We start from the raw sequence: 15,627 nt of genomic DNA, 5'->3' as shown, positions 1-15,627 counted from the left end.
GCGTGATCCCGGGATCGGCAGGCGAGTCCCGGATCCCGCGGGTCCCGAGGTCCGCGGATGATCTCGGGGATCCGCGGGCGGTCAGATGACCAGCAGTGTCTTGCCCGTGGTCTGGCGGGTCTCGATCGCGCGGTGGGCCGAGGCCGCCTCCTCCAGCGGGTAGGTCTGGCCGATCGTCGGCACCAGCCGACCCTGCGCGGCCAGCTCCAGCGCCCTGCTCACCAGCCTGCGCAGCTCCTGTGGGCTGGGCGGGCCGCCGCCTTCGATGACGGTGATCGGCAGGCCGTCCGTCCGCGACCACGATCCGCTCGCCATGCCGTACAGGCTGGCCCGGCCGCCGGGGCGGAGCGCGGTCAGGGCCTCGCTGCCGATGTCGCCGCCGACCCCGTCGAAGACCACGTCCACCTCCAGGGGCCGCGCCCAGCCAGGGACCGAGTAGTCGACGTAGGCGCCGTGGCGCTCCACGAGCGCGCGCTTGCCGCGCGCGGCCCCGGTCACCTCAGCCCCTGAGGCGGCGGCGAATTGCAGCAGCAGGCCGCCGAGCCCGCCGCCTGCCGCCAGCACCAGCACCCGCTCGCCGGGCTTGAGCTCCGCCTGTTCGTGGAGCATCACGGCGGTGCGGCCGTCGGCGAGCAGCGCCACCGCGTCCTGCAGGGCCACGCCTTCCGGCACCGGCACGGCGTCGGCGGCCGAGGCCACGGCCAGCGAGGCGTATCCGCCCACGCCGCCGGTCGTGGTCACCACCGTGGTCCCGACCAGGCCCGCGTCCACGCCGTCGCCCACGGCCACGATCCTGCCGCCGACGCCGTTGCCGGGCGTGCGCGGCAGCGCGGGCGGCGCGAACGGCCCCGTCCCCGCCCGCACCTGGGTCTCCACGAACGTGATGCTCGCGAACGCCACCTCCACCAGCACCTGGCCCTCGCCGGGCACCGGGTCGTCAACCGTGCGCACCCGCAACACCTCGGGCCCGCCGAACTCGTCCATCACGATCGCTCTCATAACTGGCCACTATACGAAGCCAATGCGGAACGAAACGTGCCGCGATCGTTCCTACGCTGGGGCCATGAACTGGAACGCCCGCCGTCTCGAACGCCACTTCCCCCAGCAGGGCACGCCCGCCGACATCGTGGCCGCCATGTGCGGCGCCCACGCGCAGATCCTGTCGGCGGCCGAGCTGTCGGTCAGCCTCCGCCTGCCCGGCACCACCAGGGTGGACGTCCGCGAGGCGCTGTGGACCAAGCGCAGCCTGACCAAGACGTACGGCCCGCGCGGCACCGTCCACCTGCTCCCCACCGCCGACCTGCCCAGGTGGACGGGCGCGCTCGCGTCGCTACCCGCCGGACGCATCGACCTGCTCACCTCCGACCAGATCGAGAAGGTCGTCGAGGCGGTGGGCATCGCGCTCAAGGACCAGGCGCTCACGATCGACGAGCTGGACGAGGCCGTCACCGCCATCGCGGGCCCGTGGGCGGGCGACCGGGTCATGGACGCGTTCCAGACCAAGTGGCCGCGCTGGCGTCAGGCAGTGCACCTGGCCGCGCACAGGGGCGTGCTCGCGTTCGGGCCCAACCGCGGCCGCAAGGTCACCTACACCAACCCCGGTGTCCGGCCCGCCGACACCGAGACCGCACAGGACGAGCTGCTCAGGGCCTACCTCCACTCCTACGGCCCGTCCACGCCGCAGTTCTTCGCCAGATGGCTGTCCGCGCCCGTCACCTGGGCGGCCAAGCTGTTCCAACGGGCGGCGCTGGACCAGGTCGAGGGCGGGTGGGTGAACGAGGGCGACACCGAAGCGCCCGACGAACCTGCCAGGGGCGTGCGGCTCCTGCCGTACTTCGACGCCTTCCTGGTCGGCTCGCACCCGCGCGAGCAGCTCTTCCCCGGCAGGGCGTGGGAGCGCGCGCTGGGTGGCGGGCAGGCGGGCAACTACCCCGTGCTGCTGGTCGACGGGATCGTGGCCGGTGTGTGGCACCAGCGGCGCTCCGGCAGGAAGCTCGACGTCACCGTCGAACCGCTCGACGAGCTGACCGCCAAGCAGCTGGCCGAGCTCGACGAGCAGGTCGGCAGGGTCGGCGAGATCCTGGAGGCAACCCCGCGGCTGACGATCGGCAAGATCTCGGTGGGGCCGCACGCGTAGTGTCAGGGAAGCCTCAGCCGCACCCATCGGCTCCATCCTCCGGCGATCTCGGCCTCGGAAGAAGCCGACGAGAATGGCAGCCGATGGTGCTGCGGGGCGTAGCCACAGGATCCTTCCTCCCTGCGGCAACCGATCCGGCGATCAGCCGCAGTGCCTCCAGCCGGTCAACGTGGCGACCAGGCCGAGCGCCGCGAAAACCGACTTCTTGATCTTGCCCATGCCAGGTGTGATCCTCTCGTCGAACCAGGCGATGCCGATCGAGAATTGATCAACATGCCAAAGAGGTAGATTCCGGAAGCGGCCGTTATGTTGCGTGGCATGGATCACATCGAGCCAGCTTCATCCTGAGCAACGGCCGCACCCCAGGCGGCCTGACGATCTATGCTCACGACGCTGACCAGCGCGAACCTGCACCGTCCAGCGCACAGGTCGGGCACCTGGTGTGCGAGAGATGCCCCTCGCACACCGCCAGCCCTCAAAACCCGGAGCGCCGGGGTGCCGCGATCTGGCGGCGCGCCGGGTAGGCGCGCCCTGTCGAGTGCGCGTGGCGCTGCGACTTCCGGTCCTGCCGTCCGGGAACGTCCCTTCCGGCCTGACCGACGGCCTTCGCCACCTCGCCTGCCCTGAACTGGACGACGGGCGGGGCTGCGATGATCCCGAGCTCGTTAACCGCGTTTCGCATCTGGTTCCTCTCAGCCCTCAACTTCGTTGCAACCCAAGATTAGGCCGAACCTAAGAATCGTGTCAAGAGAAATTTGTGTCAGACATAAAATTGAGGTTCCGTACGAACTGACGATCTATTGCTCAGGCACCGGGTGGCACGTCAGTGTTGGGCCATTGTCCGACGCTCATGAGGAGCCCCGTGACCGACGTAACCGTCGAAGCCCGAGGCAGTGACTTCGCCCGACTGGCACGCAAGATCAACGAAGCCGGCCTGCTCGACAGGCGGCCCTTCTACTACACCGTCCGCCTCACCCTCGTGGGCCTCGCCTTCGTCGGCGGGTGGGTGGCGTTCGTCCTGGTGGGCGACTCCTGGTGGCAGCTGCTCGTCGCCTTCGTGCTGGCCGTGGCCTTCGCCCAGGTCGCGCTGGCCGCGCACGACCTGGCCCACCGGCAGGTCTTTCGCAACCGCAAGCCGAGCGAGTTCGCGGGCCGCCTCGTCGGCAACCTGCTCATCGGCATGAGCTACGGATGGTGGACCGACAAGCACACCCGCCACCACGCCAACCCCAACCACGAGGACCACGATCCCGACGTCTCCCCTGCGGTGATCGTCTGGTCGACCGACCAGGTGGAGCGCGTCACCGGCCTGCCGAGGTTCGTGGCGCGCCGGCAGGCGTTCCTGTTCTTCCCGCTGCTCACCTTCGAGGGCTGGCACCTGCACGTGGCCAGCTTCAAGGCGCTGCGCAACAGGTCGATGCGCCGGCGCGGGCTGGAGGCGACGCTGCTGGTGCTGCACGTCGTGTGCTACTTCGGGCTGCTCTTCACCGTGCTGCCGTTCGGCAAGGCCGTGGTGTTCGCGCTGGTGCACCAGGCGGTGTTCGGGGTGTATCTGGGCTGCACGTTCGCGCCCAACCACAAGGGCATGCCCATGATCACCGCGGAGGACGAGCTCGACTTCCTCCGCAAGCAGGTGCTGACCTCGCGCAACGTGCGGGGCGGCTGGATGGTGGACGTGGCCCTCGGCGGGCTCAACTACCAGATCGAGCACCACCTGTTCCCGAACATGCCCACGCCCAATCTCCGCAAGGCGCAGCCGATCGTGCGGGCGCACTGCGCGGAGCTGGGGGTGGAGTACCTGGAATCGGGTCTGATCAGTTCGTACGGCCAGGCACTCCGCCACCTCCACGAGGTCGGCGCACCCCTCAGGAAAGCCAACGCCTAAGGGGAATCAAGGCGGGAGCGCAGCTCGTCGCGCCTTGCCTCGAGCTCGGCGATCAAACCGTCCTGCTCGTCGGCCATGCCCAGCATCGCCGCCCGCTCGACGGCGTCCGTCGCGCCCATGTCGCTGACCTGGCTGCGGAGGTCGGCGTTCGAGGCTTTCAGCTTCGCCAGGTCCTCTTCGAGCTGGCGAAGCTCTTCCTGTGTGCTCATCCCGATCCCCTACCCGAGGGAAATGCCTTCAATGTGTAGACCCATGCGGCCAGCGCGGTGAGCGCGAGCAGCAGGAAGCCGATCGTGTAGGCGCCGGTGGCGGTGTAGACGGCGCCCATGACCAGCGGGGGGAAGTAGCCGCCGAGGCCGCCGGCCGCGCCGACCAGCCCCGTCACGGTGCCGACCCTGGTGGGGTCGACGAGCTTGGCGACCAGCGCGAAGACGCCGCCGGTGCCGAGTCCGAGGAAGAAGGCGATGGCGACGAAGCAGGTGCCCGCCGGTACCTCGAGCGGTGGTTCGAAGGCCAGGACGACGGCGAGCACCGCCGTACCGGCGAAGGAGGCCAGCAGCACGCGCTCCGGGCCGGTCTTGTCGGACAGGGCGCCGCCTAGCGGCCTGGCGATCACTGCCGCGATGGAGAAGCCGGCCGTGCGCAGTCCGGCGTCGGTCTGGGTGAAGTCGTAGACGTTCCGCAGCAGGGTCGGCAGGTAGGTGGAGAAGGCGACGAAGCCGCCGAAGGCCACGGCGTAGAGGACCGCGCACTGCCAGGTCGCCTTGATCTTCGTCGCGTCGCGCATGCGGGGCAGGGGCGGCTCGGTCGAGGGTTTCCACCCGGGCGAGTTCCTGCTGGCCACCAGCATGATCACGCCCATCAGCGCCAGCATGGCGGCCATGAGCAGGTGGGTCTGGGCCCGGCCGAGGCCCTCGACCAGGCGCGGGGTGAGGAACGCCGACAGCGCGGTGCCGCCCATGCCCGCGCCGAACAGCCCGGTGGCGAAGCCGCGCCTGGCGGGCTCGTACCAGGCGTTGACGAACGGGATGCCGACCGCGAAGGACGTGCCGCCGACGCCCAGCAGGAACCCCCAGAACAGCAGCGCGCCGTAGGAGTTCGACCAGCCGACGAACAGCACGGGCACGATCGTGAGGAAGCAGATGGCGGCGAACATCAGCCGCCCGCCGAGCTTGTCGGTCAACACGCCTACGGGGATCCGGCCGAGGGAGCCCACCAGCACGGGGATGGCCACCAGCATCGAGGTCTGCGTCGGCGACAGCCCGAGCTGTTCGCTGTAGGTGCCCGACAGCGGTGCGATCAAATTCCACGCCCAGAACGTGACAGCGAAGGCGATCGTGGCCAGAACCAGATTGACCATTTGACCTTTATACATACACCCTGTGTAGCAGATCGTTACGCTATGTGATGAAGTTGGGGCATGACCCAGGCGGAAGATCTCCTACTGCGGACCGGCAGGTTCTTCCGCAGGTCGGCCACCGGCGACGATCTGCGGACGGTCTACGTCAAGGGAGGGCGCCAGGGCGACGCGTTCTACCGCGACAGGTGGAGCCACGACAAGGTCGTCCGCTCCACCCACGGCGTCAACTGCACCGGCTCCTGCTCGTGGAAGGTCTACGTCAAGAACGGCATCATCACCTGGGAGACCCAGCAGACCGACTACCCGAGCGTGGGTCCCGACCGTCCCGAGTACGAGCCGCGCGGCTGCCCGCGCGGCGCCGCCTTCTCCTGGTACACCTACTCCCCGACCAGGATCCGCTACCCGTACGCCAGAGGCGTCCTCGTCGAGATGTACGGCCAGGCCCGCGCAAGGGGCCTCGACCCGGTGGAGGCCTGGGCCCAGATCACCACGGATCCCGAGACGAGGGCGAGATACCAGCAGGCCCGCGGCAGGGGCGGCCTGGTGCGGATCACCTGGCACCTGGCGACCGAGATGATCGCCGCCGCCCACGTCCACACCATCAAGGCCTACGGCCCCGACCGGATCGCGGGCTTCTCCCCGATCCCGGCGATGTCGATGGTCTCCCACGCGATCGGCTCGCGGTTCGTCTCGCTGATCGGCGGGACCATGCTGTCCTTCTACGACTGGTACGCCGACCTGCCCGTCGCCTCGCCCCAGGTGTTCGGCGACCAGACCGACGTGCCCGAGTCGGCCGACTGGTGGGATGCCGCCTACCTGGTGCTGTGGGGCGCGAACGTGCCGGTGACCCGCACGCCCGACGCCCACTGGATGGCCGAGGCCCGCTACCGGGGCCAGAAGGTCGTCGTGGTGAGCCCCGACTACAACGACGCGGCCAAGTTCGCCGACGAGTTCCTGGCGATCAACCCCGGCACCGACGGCGCGCTGGCCATGGCGATGGGGCACGTGCTGCTCAAGGAGTTCTTCGTCGACCGGCAGGTGCCGTACTTCGTCGACTACGTCAGCCGCTTCACCGACCTGCCGTTCCTGGTCCGGCTGACCGAGCGTGACGGCGCCTATGTGCCCGACAAGTTCCTCACCGCCGCCGACCTGGGCTCGGCCGAGGAGGCCGCCGAGTGGAAGACCGTCTTCCTCGACGCGGCGGGCGAGCCGGTCGTGCCCAACGGCTCGGTCGGCTTCCGCTGGACCGACTCGGGCAAGGGCAGGTGGAACCTGAGGCTGGAGACCACGCCGCTGCTCACCCTTCTCGGCGGGGAGCCGGTCGAGGTCCTGCTGCCCCGCTTCGACCAGGAGGGTGTGCTGCGCAGGGGGGTCCCGGCGCGCCGGGTGGACGGGCAGCTCGTCACGACCGTGTTCGACCTGATGCTCGCGCAGCACGGGGTCGGGCGGCCGGGGCTGCCGGGGAGCTGGCCCGAGGGCTACGACGACGACGGCGAGCCGTACACGCCTGCCTGGCAGGAGCCGATCACGGGGGTGCCCCCGCGGCGGGCCGTGAAGATCGTCAGGGAGTTCGCGCAGACCGCGGAGGCGACCCGCGGGCGCTGCATGATCGTGCTGGGCGCGGGCACCACGCAGTGGTTCCACGGCGACACGATCTACCGGTCGTTCCTGACGCTGCTGCTGCTCACCGGCTGCCAGGGCGTCAACGGCGGTGGATGGGCGCACTACGTCGGCCAGGAGAAGTGCCGCACGCTGGCGGGGTGGGCGCAGCTGGCGGGGGCGCTGGACTGGTCGAGGCCGCCGCGGCAGACGCCCGCGACGCCGTACTGGTATCTGCACACCGACCAGTGGCGCTACGACAGGTTCGACGCGGGCGAGCTGTGCTCGCCGCTGGGGCCGGGCAGGTTCAGGGGGCTGCACACCGCCGACCTGGTGGTGCAGGCGGTCCGCAACGGGTGGATGCCGATGGCGCCCGCGTTCGACCGCAACCCGCTCGACCTGGGCGCGGCCGACGATCCCGTGGCCTTCACGCTGGCCGAGCTGAAGGCGGGCAGGCTGCGGTACGCGGCCGAGGATCCCGACGATCCGCGCAACTGGCCGCGCGTGGTGACGATCTGGCGGTCCAACCTGCTGGGCTCCTCCGCCAAGGGCAACGAGTACTTCCTGCACCACCTGCTCGGCGCGGCCTCGAACCTGCCCGAGCCCGACCAGGAGGCGGCCAGGGGCAAGCTCGACCTGCTGCTGTCGCTCGACTTCAGGATGACCTCGACCACGTTGTTCTCCGACATCGTGCTGCCGGCCGCGACCTGGTACGAGAAGCACGACCTGTCCTCGACCGACATGCACCCGTTCGTGCATGCCTTCAACCCGGCGATCAGCCCGCCGTGGGAGACGAAGACCGACTTCTCGGCCTTCCACGCGATCGCCGCGACCTTCAGCGACCTGGCCGCCGCGCATCTCGGGGTGCGCAAGGACGTGGTCGCGGTGCCGTACCAGCACGACACGCCCGGAGAGACGGCCCAGCCGGGCGGTCGCGCGCCCGCGGAGGTGACGCCCACGCTGGTCGTGGTGGAGCGCGACTACGGCGCGGTCGCGGCCAAGCTCGGCGCGCTGGGCCCGCTGGCGGAGAAGGCGGGGCTGCCGGTGAAGGGGCTGTCCTTCCGGCCCGACAAGGAGATGGACTGGCTCGGGCAGCGCAACGGGCTGGTCGCCCACGGTGTGGCCAAGGGGCGGCCGCTGCTCGACACCGACGCCAAGGCGTGCGAAGCGATCCTGGCGCTGTCGGGCACGTCGAACGGCAGGCTGGCCGCCCAGGGCTTCGCGCAACTGGCCGAGCGGACCGGCACCGACCTGTCGGAGCTCGCGCACCGTGACCACCGGATCGTCTTCTCCGACACCCAGAGCAGGCCGCAGCACGTGGCCGCCAGCCCCGAATGGTCGGGCAAGGAGTCGCACGAGCGGCGCTACTCCCCGTTCACGATCAACGTGGAGCACGACAAGCCGTGGCACACGCTGACCGGGCGGATGCACTTCTTCCTCGACCACGACTGGATGCACGAGTACGGCGAGGCCCTGCCCGTCTACCGGCCACCGCTCGACATGGCCGCGTTGTTCGGAGAGCGCCAGCAGAGCGACACCGACCTGCTGGTGGTGCGCTACCTGACGCCGCACTCCAAGTGGTCGATCCACTCGGAGTACCAGGACAACCTGATCATGCTGACGCTGTCGCGCGGCGGCCCGACGATCTGGATGTCGGTCGAGGACGCCGCCAGGATCGGAGTCGCCGACAACGACTGGGTCGAGGCGGTCAACCGCAACGGCGTGGTCGTCGCCAGGGCCGTCGTCTCCCTGCGGATGCCGAAGGGGACGGTGTTCATGTACCACGCGCAGGAGCGCGTCATCGACGTGCCCAAGAGCGAGGCCACCGGGCGCAGGGGCGGCATCCACAACTCGCTGACCAGGGTGCTGATCAAGCCCACCCACATGATCGGCGGCTACGCGCAGCTGTCCTACGGCTTCAACTATCTCGGCCCGACCGGCAACCAGCGCGACGAGATCACCGTGATCCGCCGCCGCTCCCAGGAGGTGACGTACTGATGCGCGTCATGGCTCAGCTCGCCATGGTCATGAACCTGGACAAGTGCATCGGGTGCCACACCTGCTCGGTCACCTGCAAGCAGACCTGGACCAACAGGGCGGGCGTCGAGTACGTCTGGTTCAACAACGTCGAGACCCGTCCTGGGCAGGGCTATCCCCGCAGGTACGAGGACCAGGAGCGCTGGCGCGGCGGCTGGGTGATCGACGCCAAGGGCAGGCTCAAGCCGCGGGCGGGCGGCAGGCTGCGCAAGCTGCTCGGCATCTTCGCCAACCCGCTCATGCCCTCGATCGAGGACTACTACGAGCCGTGGACCTACGACTACGAGAACCTCGTCAGGGCGCCTCTGTCGGACGACGTGCCGGTGGCCGCCCCGCGCTCGCTGATCAGCGGCGAGCCGACCACCGTGCGGTGGAGCGCCAACTGGGACGACGACCTCGGCGGCGACCCTTCGCCCGATCCGGTCCTGCAGCGGCTCGACCGGCTCCAGCAGAAGGTGAAGCTCGACTTCGAGAACGCGTTCATGTTCTACCTGCCGCGCATCTGCGAGCACTGCCTCAACCCGTCCTGCGTCGCCTCCTGCCCGTCAGGGGCGCTGTACAAGCGGTCCGAGGACGGGATCGTGCTGGTCGACCAGGACAGGTGCAGGGGCTGGCGGATGTGCGTGACCGGCTGCCCGTACAAGAAGGTGTACTTCAACCACAAGACCGGCAAGGCCGAGAAGTGCACGTTCTGCTATCCGCGCGTCGAGGTGGGGCTGCCCACGGTCTGCTCGGAGACGTGCGTGGGACGGCTGCGCTACCTCGGGGTGATGCTCTACGACGCCGACCGCGTGTCGGAGGTGGCCGCGACGGCCGACGAGAAGGGTCTCTACGAGGCGCACCTGTCGCTGTTCGTCGACCCCGACGACCCGGCCGTCGCGGGGTCGGGCCTGCCGGACGACTGGATCGAGGCGGCCCGCAGGTCGCCGGTCCGCGACCTGATCGTGAAGTACCGGCTGGCGCTGCCGCTGCATCCGGAGTACCGGACGCTGCCGATGGTCTGGTACGTCCCGCCGCTGTCGCCGGTCGTGGACGCGCTGTCGGGCACGGGGCACGACGGCGAGGACGCGGGCAACCTGTTCGCCGCCATCGAGTCGCTGCGCATCCCGATCGGCTACCTGGCCGAGCTGTTCACCGCGGGCGACCCCGCCCCGGTGACGGCGGCGCTGCGCCGCCTGGCGGGAATGCGCTCGCACATGCGCGCGGTCAACCTCGGCGCGGACCCGCCCGCCGGGGACCTGTCCAGTGAGGATGTGCAGGCCATGTACCGGCTGCTGGCGCTGGCCAAGTACGAGGATCGCTACGTCATCCCCACGGCGTACGGCACGACACCCGGCGCGGTGGAGGAGATCGGCTGCAGCCTCGACTACGACGGAGGGCCGGGCGAACAGGGCCCCTTCGGCGAGGCGTCCGGGGGTCCCGTCCCGGTGTCGATCGAAAGCTTCCACAGCCTCAAGCACCGCCAGACCAGCGAGAAGATCAGCCACGACCGCCCGAACCTCCTCAACTGGGACGGCAAGGGCACCCCACCGGAGCACCTATGAAGCACGCCGTCGTGCGGCAGGCAGCCGCGCACCTGCTGGCCTACCCCGACGAGCGGTTCCTGGAGCGGCTGCCGCTGGTGCGCGAGGCCGCCGGAGCGTGCTTTCCCGCGTTCCTGCGCGAGGTCGACCGGATGGGCGCGGGCGAGCTGGCCGCCCACTACGTGGAGACGTTCGACCTGAAGCGGCGCTGCTGCCTCTACCTGACCTACTACGCCGACGGCGACACGCGGCGGCGCGGCGAGTCGCTGGCCCGGCTGAAGGCGCGCTACCGGGCGGCGGGGTGGGAGCTGTGCGAGGACGAGTTGCCCGACTTCCTGCCCGTGGTGCTGGAGTTCGCGGCGCTCGACGCGGTGGGCGAGGAGGTGCTGAAGGAGCACCGGGCGGCGCTGGAGCTGCTGCGGACGGCGCTGCGTGAGGTCGGCTCGCCGTACGAGTCGGTGATCTCGGTGGTGTGCGGCACGCTGCCCGCCGCCACCCCCGGCGAGTTGCTGCGGGCCGAACGGCTGGCGGCGCAGGGCCCGCCCGCCGAGTCCGTGGGGGTGTACCGATGAGCTGGGGCGAGACCGCGCTGTGGATCGTCGGCCCCTACCTGACACTGGTGGTGCTGATCGGCGGGCTGATCTGGCGGCACAGGTACGACAAGTTCGGCTGGACGACCCGCTCGTCGCAGCTGTACGAGAGCAGGCTGCTGCGGATCGGCAGCCCCCTGTTCCACTTCGGCCTGCTCTTCGTCATCCTCGGCCACGTGATCGGCCTGCTGATCCCCGAGTCGTGGACCGACGCGGTGGGCGTCTCCGAAACCCTCTACCACGCGAGCGCGCTGGTCGTCGGGGCCATCGCGGGCTTCTGCACGCTGGCGGGCATCGCGCTGCTGATCTACCGGCGGCGCCGGACCGGGCCCGTCTTCATGGTGACGACCAAGAACGACAAGACGATGTACGTGGTGCTGGTGGCCGCGATCGTGGCGGGGCTGCTCACCACCGTGCTCAGCGTGTTCGAGCACGAGAGCGACTATCGGACCACGGTCTCGCCGTGGTTCAGGAGCGTCTTCGTCCTGCAGCCCGACGCCGCCGCGATGGCCGGGGCGAGCTGGACCTACAAGCTGCACGCGCTGATCGGGATGCTGCTGTTCGCGCTGTTTCCCTTCACCAGGCTGGTGCACGCCTTCTCCGCGCCGATCGGCTACCTGTTCCGCCCGTACATCGTCTACCGGAGCCGCGACAGAATGGATGCATGAGAGTGACGATCGGCGTGGTCGCGGTCATCCTGCTGGGCACCGTGGCGACCGCGCTGTTCAAGCCGGACGTCACCCCCAAGGCGCTCGACATCGTCCTGCCACTGGCGGTCTGCGGCGCGCTGCTGCTCCGGCAGCGCTATCCCGTCGCCGTGCTGCTGGTCGTGATGGTCGGCGTCGGGCTCTACTACCCGTTCGCCCGGCTCGACGGGCCGCTGATCATCGCTCCCATGCTCGCCCTCTACACCGCGGCCGAGCTGGGCCGCCTGGTGGCCGCGGGCACCGCTGCCGCCGCCTCGCTGCTGGCCATGGGGGTGGCCGAGAGCGGCAGCGTCAGGCACGTCGACGACAGCCTGTTCCTCATGATCGCGGGCTGGACGGTGGCCGCGGTGGCGGCGGGCGGCGTGACCCGCAACAGACGCGCCTACCTCCACGAGGTCGAGCAACGGGCCGCCGAGGCCGAGCACAGCAAGGAGGAGGAGGCCAGGCGCAGGGAGACCGAGGAGCGGCTGCGCATCGCGCGCGAGCTGCACGACGTGCTCGGCCACAACATCTCGCTGATCAACGTGCAGGCGGGGGCGGCGCTCCACGGCATCAGGAAGCGTCCCGAGGACGCCGAGGAGGCACTGCGGACGATCAAGGAGACCAGCAAGGAGACGCTGCGCGAGCTGCGCGCCACCCTGGGCGTGCTGCGCCAGGTGGACGAGGACGCGCCGACCGCCCCCACCGGCAGCCTCCGCCGCCTCGACGAGCTGGTGCGGCGCACCGGCCTCGACGTCTCCACCGAGGTGTCGTACGGTGACCCGCCCGTAGAGGTGGATCTGGCCGCCGCGCGGATCGTCTCCGAGGCGCTGACCAACGTCTCCCGTCATTCGGCCGCGGGAAGCGCCCGGCTCACCATCACCATCGAAGAATCAGGCACCGAAAAATCCGGAAAGATGGTCATCACGGTAGAAGACGACGGCCCCTCCGTCGTCTTCACGGGAGGAAGCGGGTACGGCGTGCGGGGAATGAAGGAGCGGGCGGCCGCGCTGGGCGGCACGCTGGAAGCGGGGCCGCGCCCCGAAGGCGGATACCGCGTCGTCGCCGAGCTGCCGCTGTGATCCGCGTCCTGCTGGCCGACGACCAGACGCTGGTGCGGGCCGGATTCCGGTCGATCCTGTCCGGCGAGGACGACCTCGAGGTGGTCGGCGAGGCCGCCAACGGCGTCGAGGCCGTGGCCAAAACCCTCGATCTGCGGCCCGACGTGGTGCTGATGGACATCAGGATGCCCGAGCTCGACGGCCTGGAGGCCGGCCGCCGGATCGTCACAGAACCACGCCTGGCCGACACCAAGGTGATCATCCTGACCACCTTCGACCTCGACGACTACGTGTACGGCGCGCTCAAGGCGGGCGCGAGCGGCTTCCTGGTGAAGGACACCGAGCCCGCCGAGCTCATCCACGCGGTCAGGGTCGTGGCCAGAGGAGACGCGCTCATCAGCCCCTCGGTCACCCGCAGGCTCATCGCCGAGTTCGCCGGCAGGGTCAAGCGGCCCGCCCCCGGCCCCGAGCTCAACTCGCTGACCGAACGCGAGCGCGAGGTGCTCGAACTGGTCGCCCACGGCCTGTCGAACGACGAGATCGCCACCCGCCTCGTGCTCAGCCCCGCGACCGTGAAGACGCACGTCAGCCGTATCATGACCAAGCTGAACGTGCGCGACAGGGCGCAACTGGTCGTCATGTCCTACGAGGCCGGTCTCATCACTCCCGGATGGCTTACACCCTAGGGAGTACGCACGTCACAACCACGGGCTGACGCCGCGACGCATGCCGTACCGGGATGGTCATGGCATGGAGACGGTAGACCTGGCCCGCCTGCAGTTCGCGCTGACCGCGGGGGCGCACTTCCTGTTCGTCGCGTTGACCCTCGGCCTGGCCACGCTGGTGGCGGTCCTGCAGACGAGGGCGACGCTGACCCGCAGCCCCGTGCACCTGCGGATGGTGCGGTTCTGGGGCCAGCTCTACATCATCAACTACGCCATGGGCATCGTGACGGGGCTGGTGATGGAGTTCCAGTTCGGGATGTCGTGGAGCGGGCTGACGCACTTCGCGGGCAACGTGTTCGGCGGCGCCCTGGCGATCGAGACGCTCGTCGCCTTCTTCGTCGAGTCCACGTTCCTCGGCATGTGGATCTTCGGTTGGGACCGGCTCAACAGGTGGGCGCACCTGACACTGATCTGGATCGTGACGCTGACCGCCTACGCCAGCGCCTTCTGGATCCTGGTCGCCAACGGCTTCCTGCAGAACCCCGTCGGCTACGAGGTCGTCGACGGCGTCCTGCGGCTCACCGACTTCGGCGCGCTGCTGGCCAACCCGGCCTCGCTGGTCGCCTTCGGCCACGTCCTGGCCGGCGCGATGGTCGTCGGCGGCTTCTTCATGGCCGGAGTGAGCGCCTACCACCTGCGTAGGCGCACCCACGAGCAGGACTTCTTCCGCAAGTCGCTCAGGATCGGCATCGCCCTGGCCCTGCCCGCCACGCTGGTCACCGCGACCTTCGGCGGCATGGGCTTCGACACCCTGCAGCCGGGCAAGGCCGCCGCCTGGTCGGGCGGCGCGGACGACCTGGCCAAGGTGCAGGCCGAGATGGTGGCGCGCTTCGGCCCCGGCGACTACCTGCCGCCCGTCGACCTGGTGCGGACCGCGGGCACCGCGATGATGGTGCTGTTCGCGGTCATGTTCTTCTTCTCCGCGGTCAGTTTCGTGCTGATGTTCTTCCGGCCCGCCGTGCGCGGGCTGCGGGTCTGGCACTGGCTGCTGACCGCGATGATCCCGGTCCCGTTCGTCACCATGCTGGCCGGATGGGTCTTCCGCGAGGTGGGCCGCCAACCGTGGGTCGTGTACGGCCTGCTGACCACGGCCGAGGCGATGTCCCCGGTCAGCGACACCCAGATGCGCGTCTCCCTCATCGCCTTCAGCGCGGTGTTCGGGGTGCTGATCGTCGTCAACTACTGGCTGCTGGCCAGGACCGCCAGGCGAGGGCCCGACGCCGTCGCCCTCGGCGGCCGCCCCATCGAGACCCCCGCTCCCGCCCTGACCTTCTGAGGAACCACCATGGAGATCTTCATCCTGGCCTTCTTCGCCATCGGGTACTTCGTGCTCGCCGGAGCCGACATCGGGGTGGGCATGCTGCTGCCGTACCTCGGGAAGAACGCCGCCGAGCGCCGGACCGTCATCGCCGCGATCGCGCCCTTCTTCCTGGGCAACGAGGTGTGGCTGGTGGCACTGGCGGGAGTGCTCGCCGGGCTGTTCCCGTCGCTGGAGGGGGAGTTGCTGGCAGGCAACTATCTGGCGCTGGTGGCGCTGCTCGTCGGCTGGATCGTGCGCGACATGGGGCTGTGGCTGCGCGGCCGGGTGCCGGGGGCGTGGTGGCAGGCGTTCTGGGACGGGGCGATCGTGGCCGGCTCGTGGGCTCTGGCGCTGGCGTGGGGGGTGATCTTCACGCAGATCCTGCCGGTGCCGATCGTGGCGGCTGCCGTGGTGGCGCTGCTGTTCGCGACGCACGGGCTGGCGTTCGCGGGGGTGCGGCTGTCGGGCGAACTGCGGGAGCGGGCCGTACGGCTGACCGGAGGGTCGGGCGAGGGGCGCACCTACGCGCTGACGGCGGCGGCGCTGACCGGGATCGTGCTGCTGGCCGGGGCCGACCTGGAACTGGCGGCCTCGGCCGCGGACTCCGCCACGCTGGCACTGCTGGTGCCGGTGATCCTGGTCCTGATGCCGCTGCTGGTGGCGGCGCAGGGCTGGGTCTGGTGGACCTTCCGCGCCCGGGTGACGGGCCCGTCCTACTTGTGAC

The 15,627-nt window shown here is 69.9% G+C and carries 15 protein-coding genes; 10 read left to right on the top strand and 5 right to left on the bottom strand.

Going from position 1 to position 15,627, the window contains the following annotated elements; all coding sequences use genetic code 11:
• Nucleotides 1-81: 81 nt before the first annotated feature.
• Nucleotides 82-999 (bottom strand): zinc-binding dehydrogenase, encoded by a 918-nt coding sequence (locus tag ACFXJ8_RS20170; RefSeq protein WP_379645435.1) that lies wholly within the window; start codon nt 997-999, stop codon nt 82-84.
• Between the two features lie 64 nt (nt 1,000-1,063).
• Here ACFXJ8_RS20170 and ACFXJ8_RS20165 point away from each other — a divergent pair, with 64 nt between their 5' ends.
• The gene (locus ACFXJ8_RS20165; RefSeq protein ID WP_379645434.1) at nt 1,064-2,137 is read left to right on the top strand and encodes a winged helix DNA-binding domain-containing protein; all 1,074 of its coding nucleotides are present in this window, start codon (nt 1,064-1,066) and stop codon (nt 2,135-2,137) included.
• A gap of 141 nt (nt 2,138-2,278) precedes the next feature.
• On the opposite strand, the gene ACFXJ8_RS20160 is transcribed toward ACFXJ8_RS20165, so the two are convergent.
• The gene (locus tag ACFXJ8_RS20160) at nt 2,279-2,464 is read right to left on the bottom strand and encodes a hypothetical protein (RefSeq protein WP_379645433.1); all 186 of its coding nucleotides are present in this window, start codon (nt 2,462-2,464) and stop codon (nt 2,279-2,281) included.
• A 148-nt stretch (nt 2,465-2,612) separates the two neighbouring features.
• Nucleotides 2,613-2,819, bottom strand: coding sequence for a hypothetical protein (locus ACFXJ8_RS20155; RefSeq protein WP_379645432.1), 207 nt, complete (start codon nt 2,817-2,819; stop codon nt 2,613-2,615).
• A 168-nt stretch (nt 2,820-2,987) separates the two neighbouring features.
• On the opposite strand from ACFXJ8_RS20155, the gene ACFXJ8_RS20150 reads away from it, so the two are divergent.
• On the top strand, nt 2,988-4,022 hold the full coding sequence (locus ACFXJ8_RS20150; RefSeq protein ID WP_379645431.1) for a fatty acid desaturase family protein: 1,035 nt from the start codon (nt 2,988-2,990) through the stop codon (nt 4,020-4,022).
• On the opposite strand, the gene ACFXJ8_RS20145 is transcribed toward ACFXJ8_RS20150, so the two are convergent.
• Together ACFXJ8_RS20145 and ACFXJ8_RS20140 are read right to left on the bottom strand one after the other, a co-directional pair.
• Nucleotides 4,019-4,231, bottom strand: coding sequence for a hypothetical protein (locus tag ACFXJ8_RS20145; RefSeq protein WP_379645430.1), 213 nt, complete (start codon nt 4,229-4,231; stop codon nt 4,019-4,021). The genes ACFXJ8_RS20150 and ACFXJ8_RS20145 overlap by 4 nt on opposite strands.
• The gene (locus tag ACFXJ8_RS20140; protein ID WP_379645429.1) at nt 4,228-5,382 is read right to left on the bottom strand and encodes a nitrate/nitrite transporter; all 1,155 of its coding nucleotides are present in this window, start codon (nt 5,380-5,382) and stop codon (nt 4,228-4,230) included. The genes ACFXJ8_RS20145 and ACFXJ8_RS20140 overlap by 4 nt, the downstream gene beginning before the upstream one ends.
• A gap of 60 nt (nt 5,383-5,442) precedes the next feature.
• On the opposite strand from ACFXJ8_RS20140, the gene ACFXJ8_RS20135 reads away from it, so the two are divergent.
• The 8 genes from ACFXJ8_RS20135 (at nt 5,443) to ACFXJ8_RS20100 (ending at nt 15,626) form a co-directional block, all read left to right on the top strand.
• Nucleotides 5,443-8,979, top strand: a complete 3,537-nt coding sequence (locus ACFXJ8_RS20135; RefSeq protein WP_379645428.1) for a nitrate reductase subunit alpha — start codon at nt 5,443-5,445, stop codon at nt 8,977-8,979.
• Nucleotides 8,979-10,562, top strand: coding sequence for a nitrate reductase subunit beta (narH, locus tag ACFXJ8_RS20130; protein ID WP_379645427.1), 1,584 nt, complete (start codon nt 8,979-8,981; stop codon nt 10,560-10,562). The genes ACFXJ8_RS20135 and narH overlap by 1 nt, the downstream gene beginning before the upstream one ends.
• The gene (gene narJ / locus ACFXJ8_RS20125; protein ID WP_379645426.1) at nt 10,559-11,113 is read left to right on the top strand and encodes a nitrate reductase molybdenum cofactor assembly chaperone; all 555 of its coding nucleotides are present in this window, start codon (nt 10,559-10,561) and stop codon (nt 11,111-11,113) included. Before narH ends, narJ begins: the two co-directional genes overlap by 4 nt.
• Nucleotides 11,110-11,799, top strand: coding sequence for a respiratory nitrate reductase subunit gamma (gene narI / locus ACFXJ8_RS20120; protein ID WP_379645425.1), 690 nt, complete (start codon nt 11,110-11,112; stop codon nt 11,797-11,799). The genes narJ and narI overlap by 4 nt, the downstream gene beginning before the upstream one ends.
• Nucleotides 11,796-12,899 (top strand): sensor histidine kinase, encoded by a 1,104-nt coding sequence (locus tag ACFXJ8_RS20115; RefSeq protein WP_379645424.1) that lies wholly within the window; start codon nt 11,796-11,798, stop codon nt 12,897-12,899. Before narI ends, ACFXJ8_RS20115 begins: the two co-directional genes overlap by 4 nt.
• Nucleotides 12,896-13,564 carry a response regulator gene (locus ACFXJ8_RS20110; RefSeq protein ID WP_379645423.1) on the top strand — a complete coding sequence of 223 codons (669 nt, stop codon included), beginning with the start codon at nt 12,896-12,898 and terminating at the stop codon, nt 13,562-13,564. The genes ACFXJ8_RS20115 and ACFXJ8_RS20110 overlap by 4 nt, the downstream gene beginning before the upstream one ends.
• A 64-nt stretch (nt 13,565-13,628) precedes the next feature.
• Nucleotides 13,629-14,879 (top strand): cytochrome ubiquinol oxidase subunit I, encoded by a 1,251-nt coding sequence (locus tag ACFXJ8_RS20105; protein WP_379645422.1) that lies wholly within the window; start codon nt 13,629-13,631, stop codon nt 14,877-14,879.
• A gap of 9 nt (nt 14,880-14,888) precedes the next feature.
• Nucleotides 14,889-15,626: a cytochrome d ubiquinol oxidase subunit II gene (locus tag ACFXJ8_RS20100; protein WP_379645421.1), complete on the top strand. Its 738-nt coding sequence runs from the start codon at nt 14,889-14,891 to the stop codon at nt 15,624-15,626.
• Nucleotide 15,627 lies beyond the last annotated feature (1 nt).

Source organism: Nonomuraea sp. NPDC059194 (assembly GCF_042754765.1).
GTDB lineage: Bacteria > Actinomycetota > Actinomycetes > Streptosporangiales > Streptosporangiaceae > Nonomuraea.
This window is presented reverse-complemented; position numbering and strand designations above follow the sequence as displayed.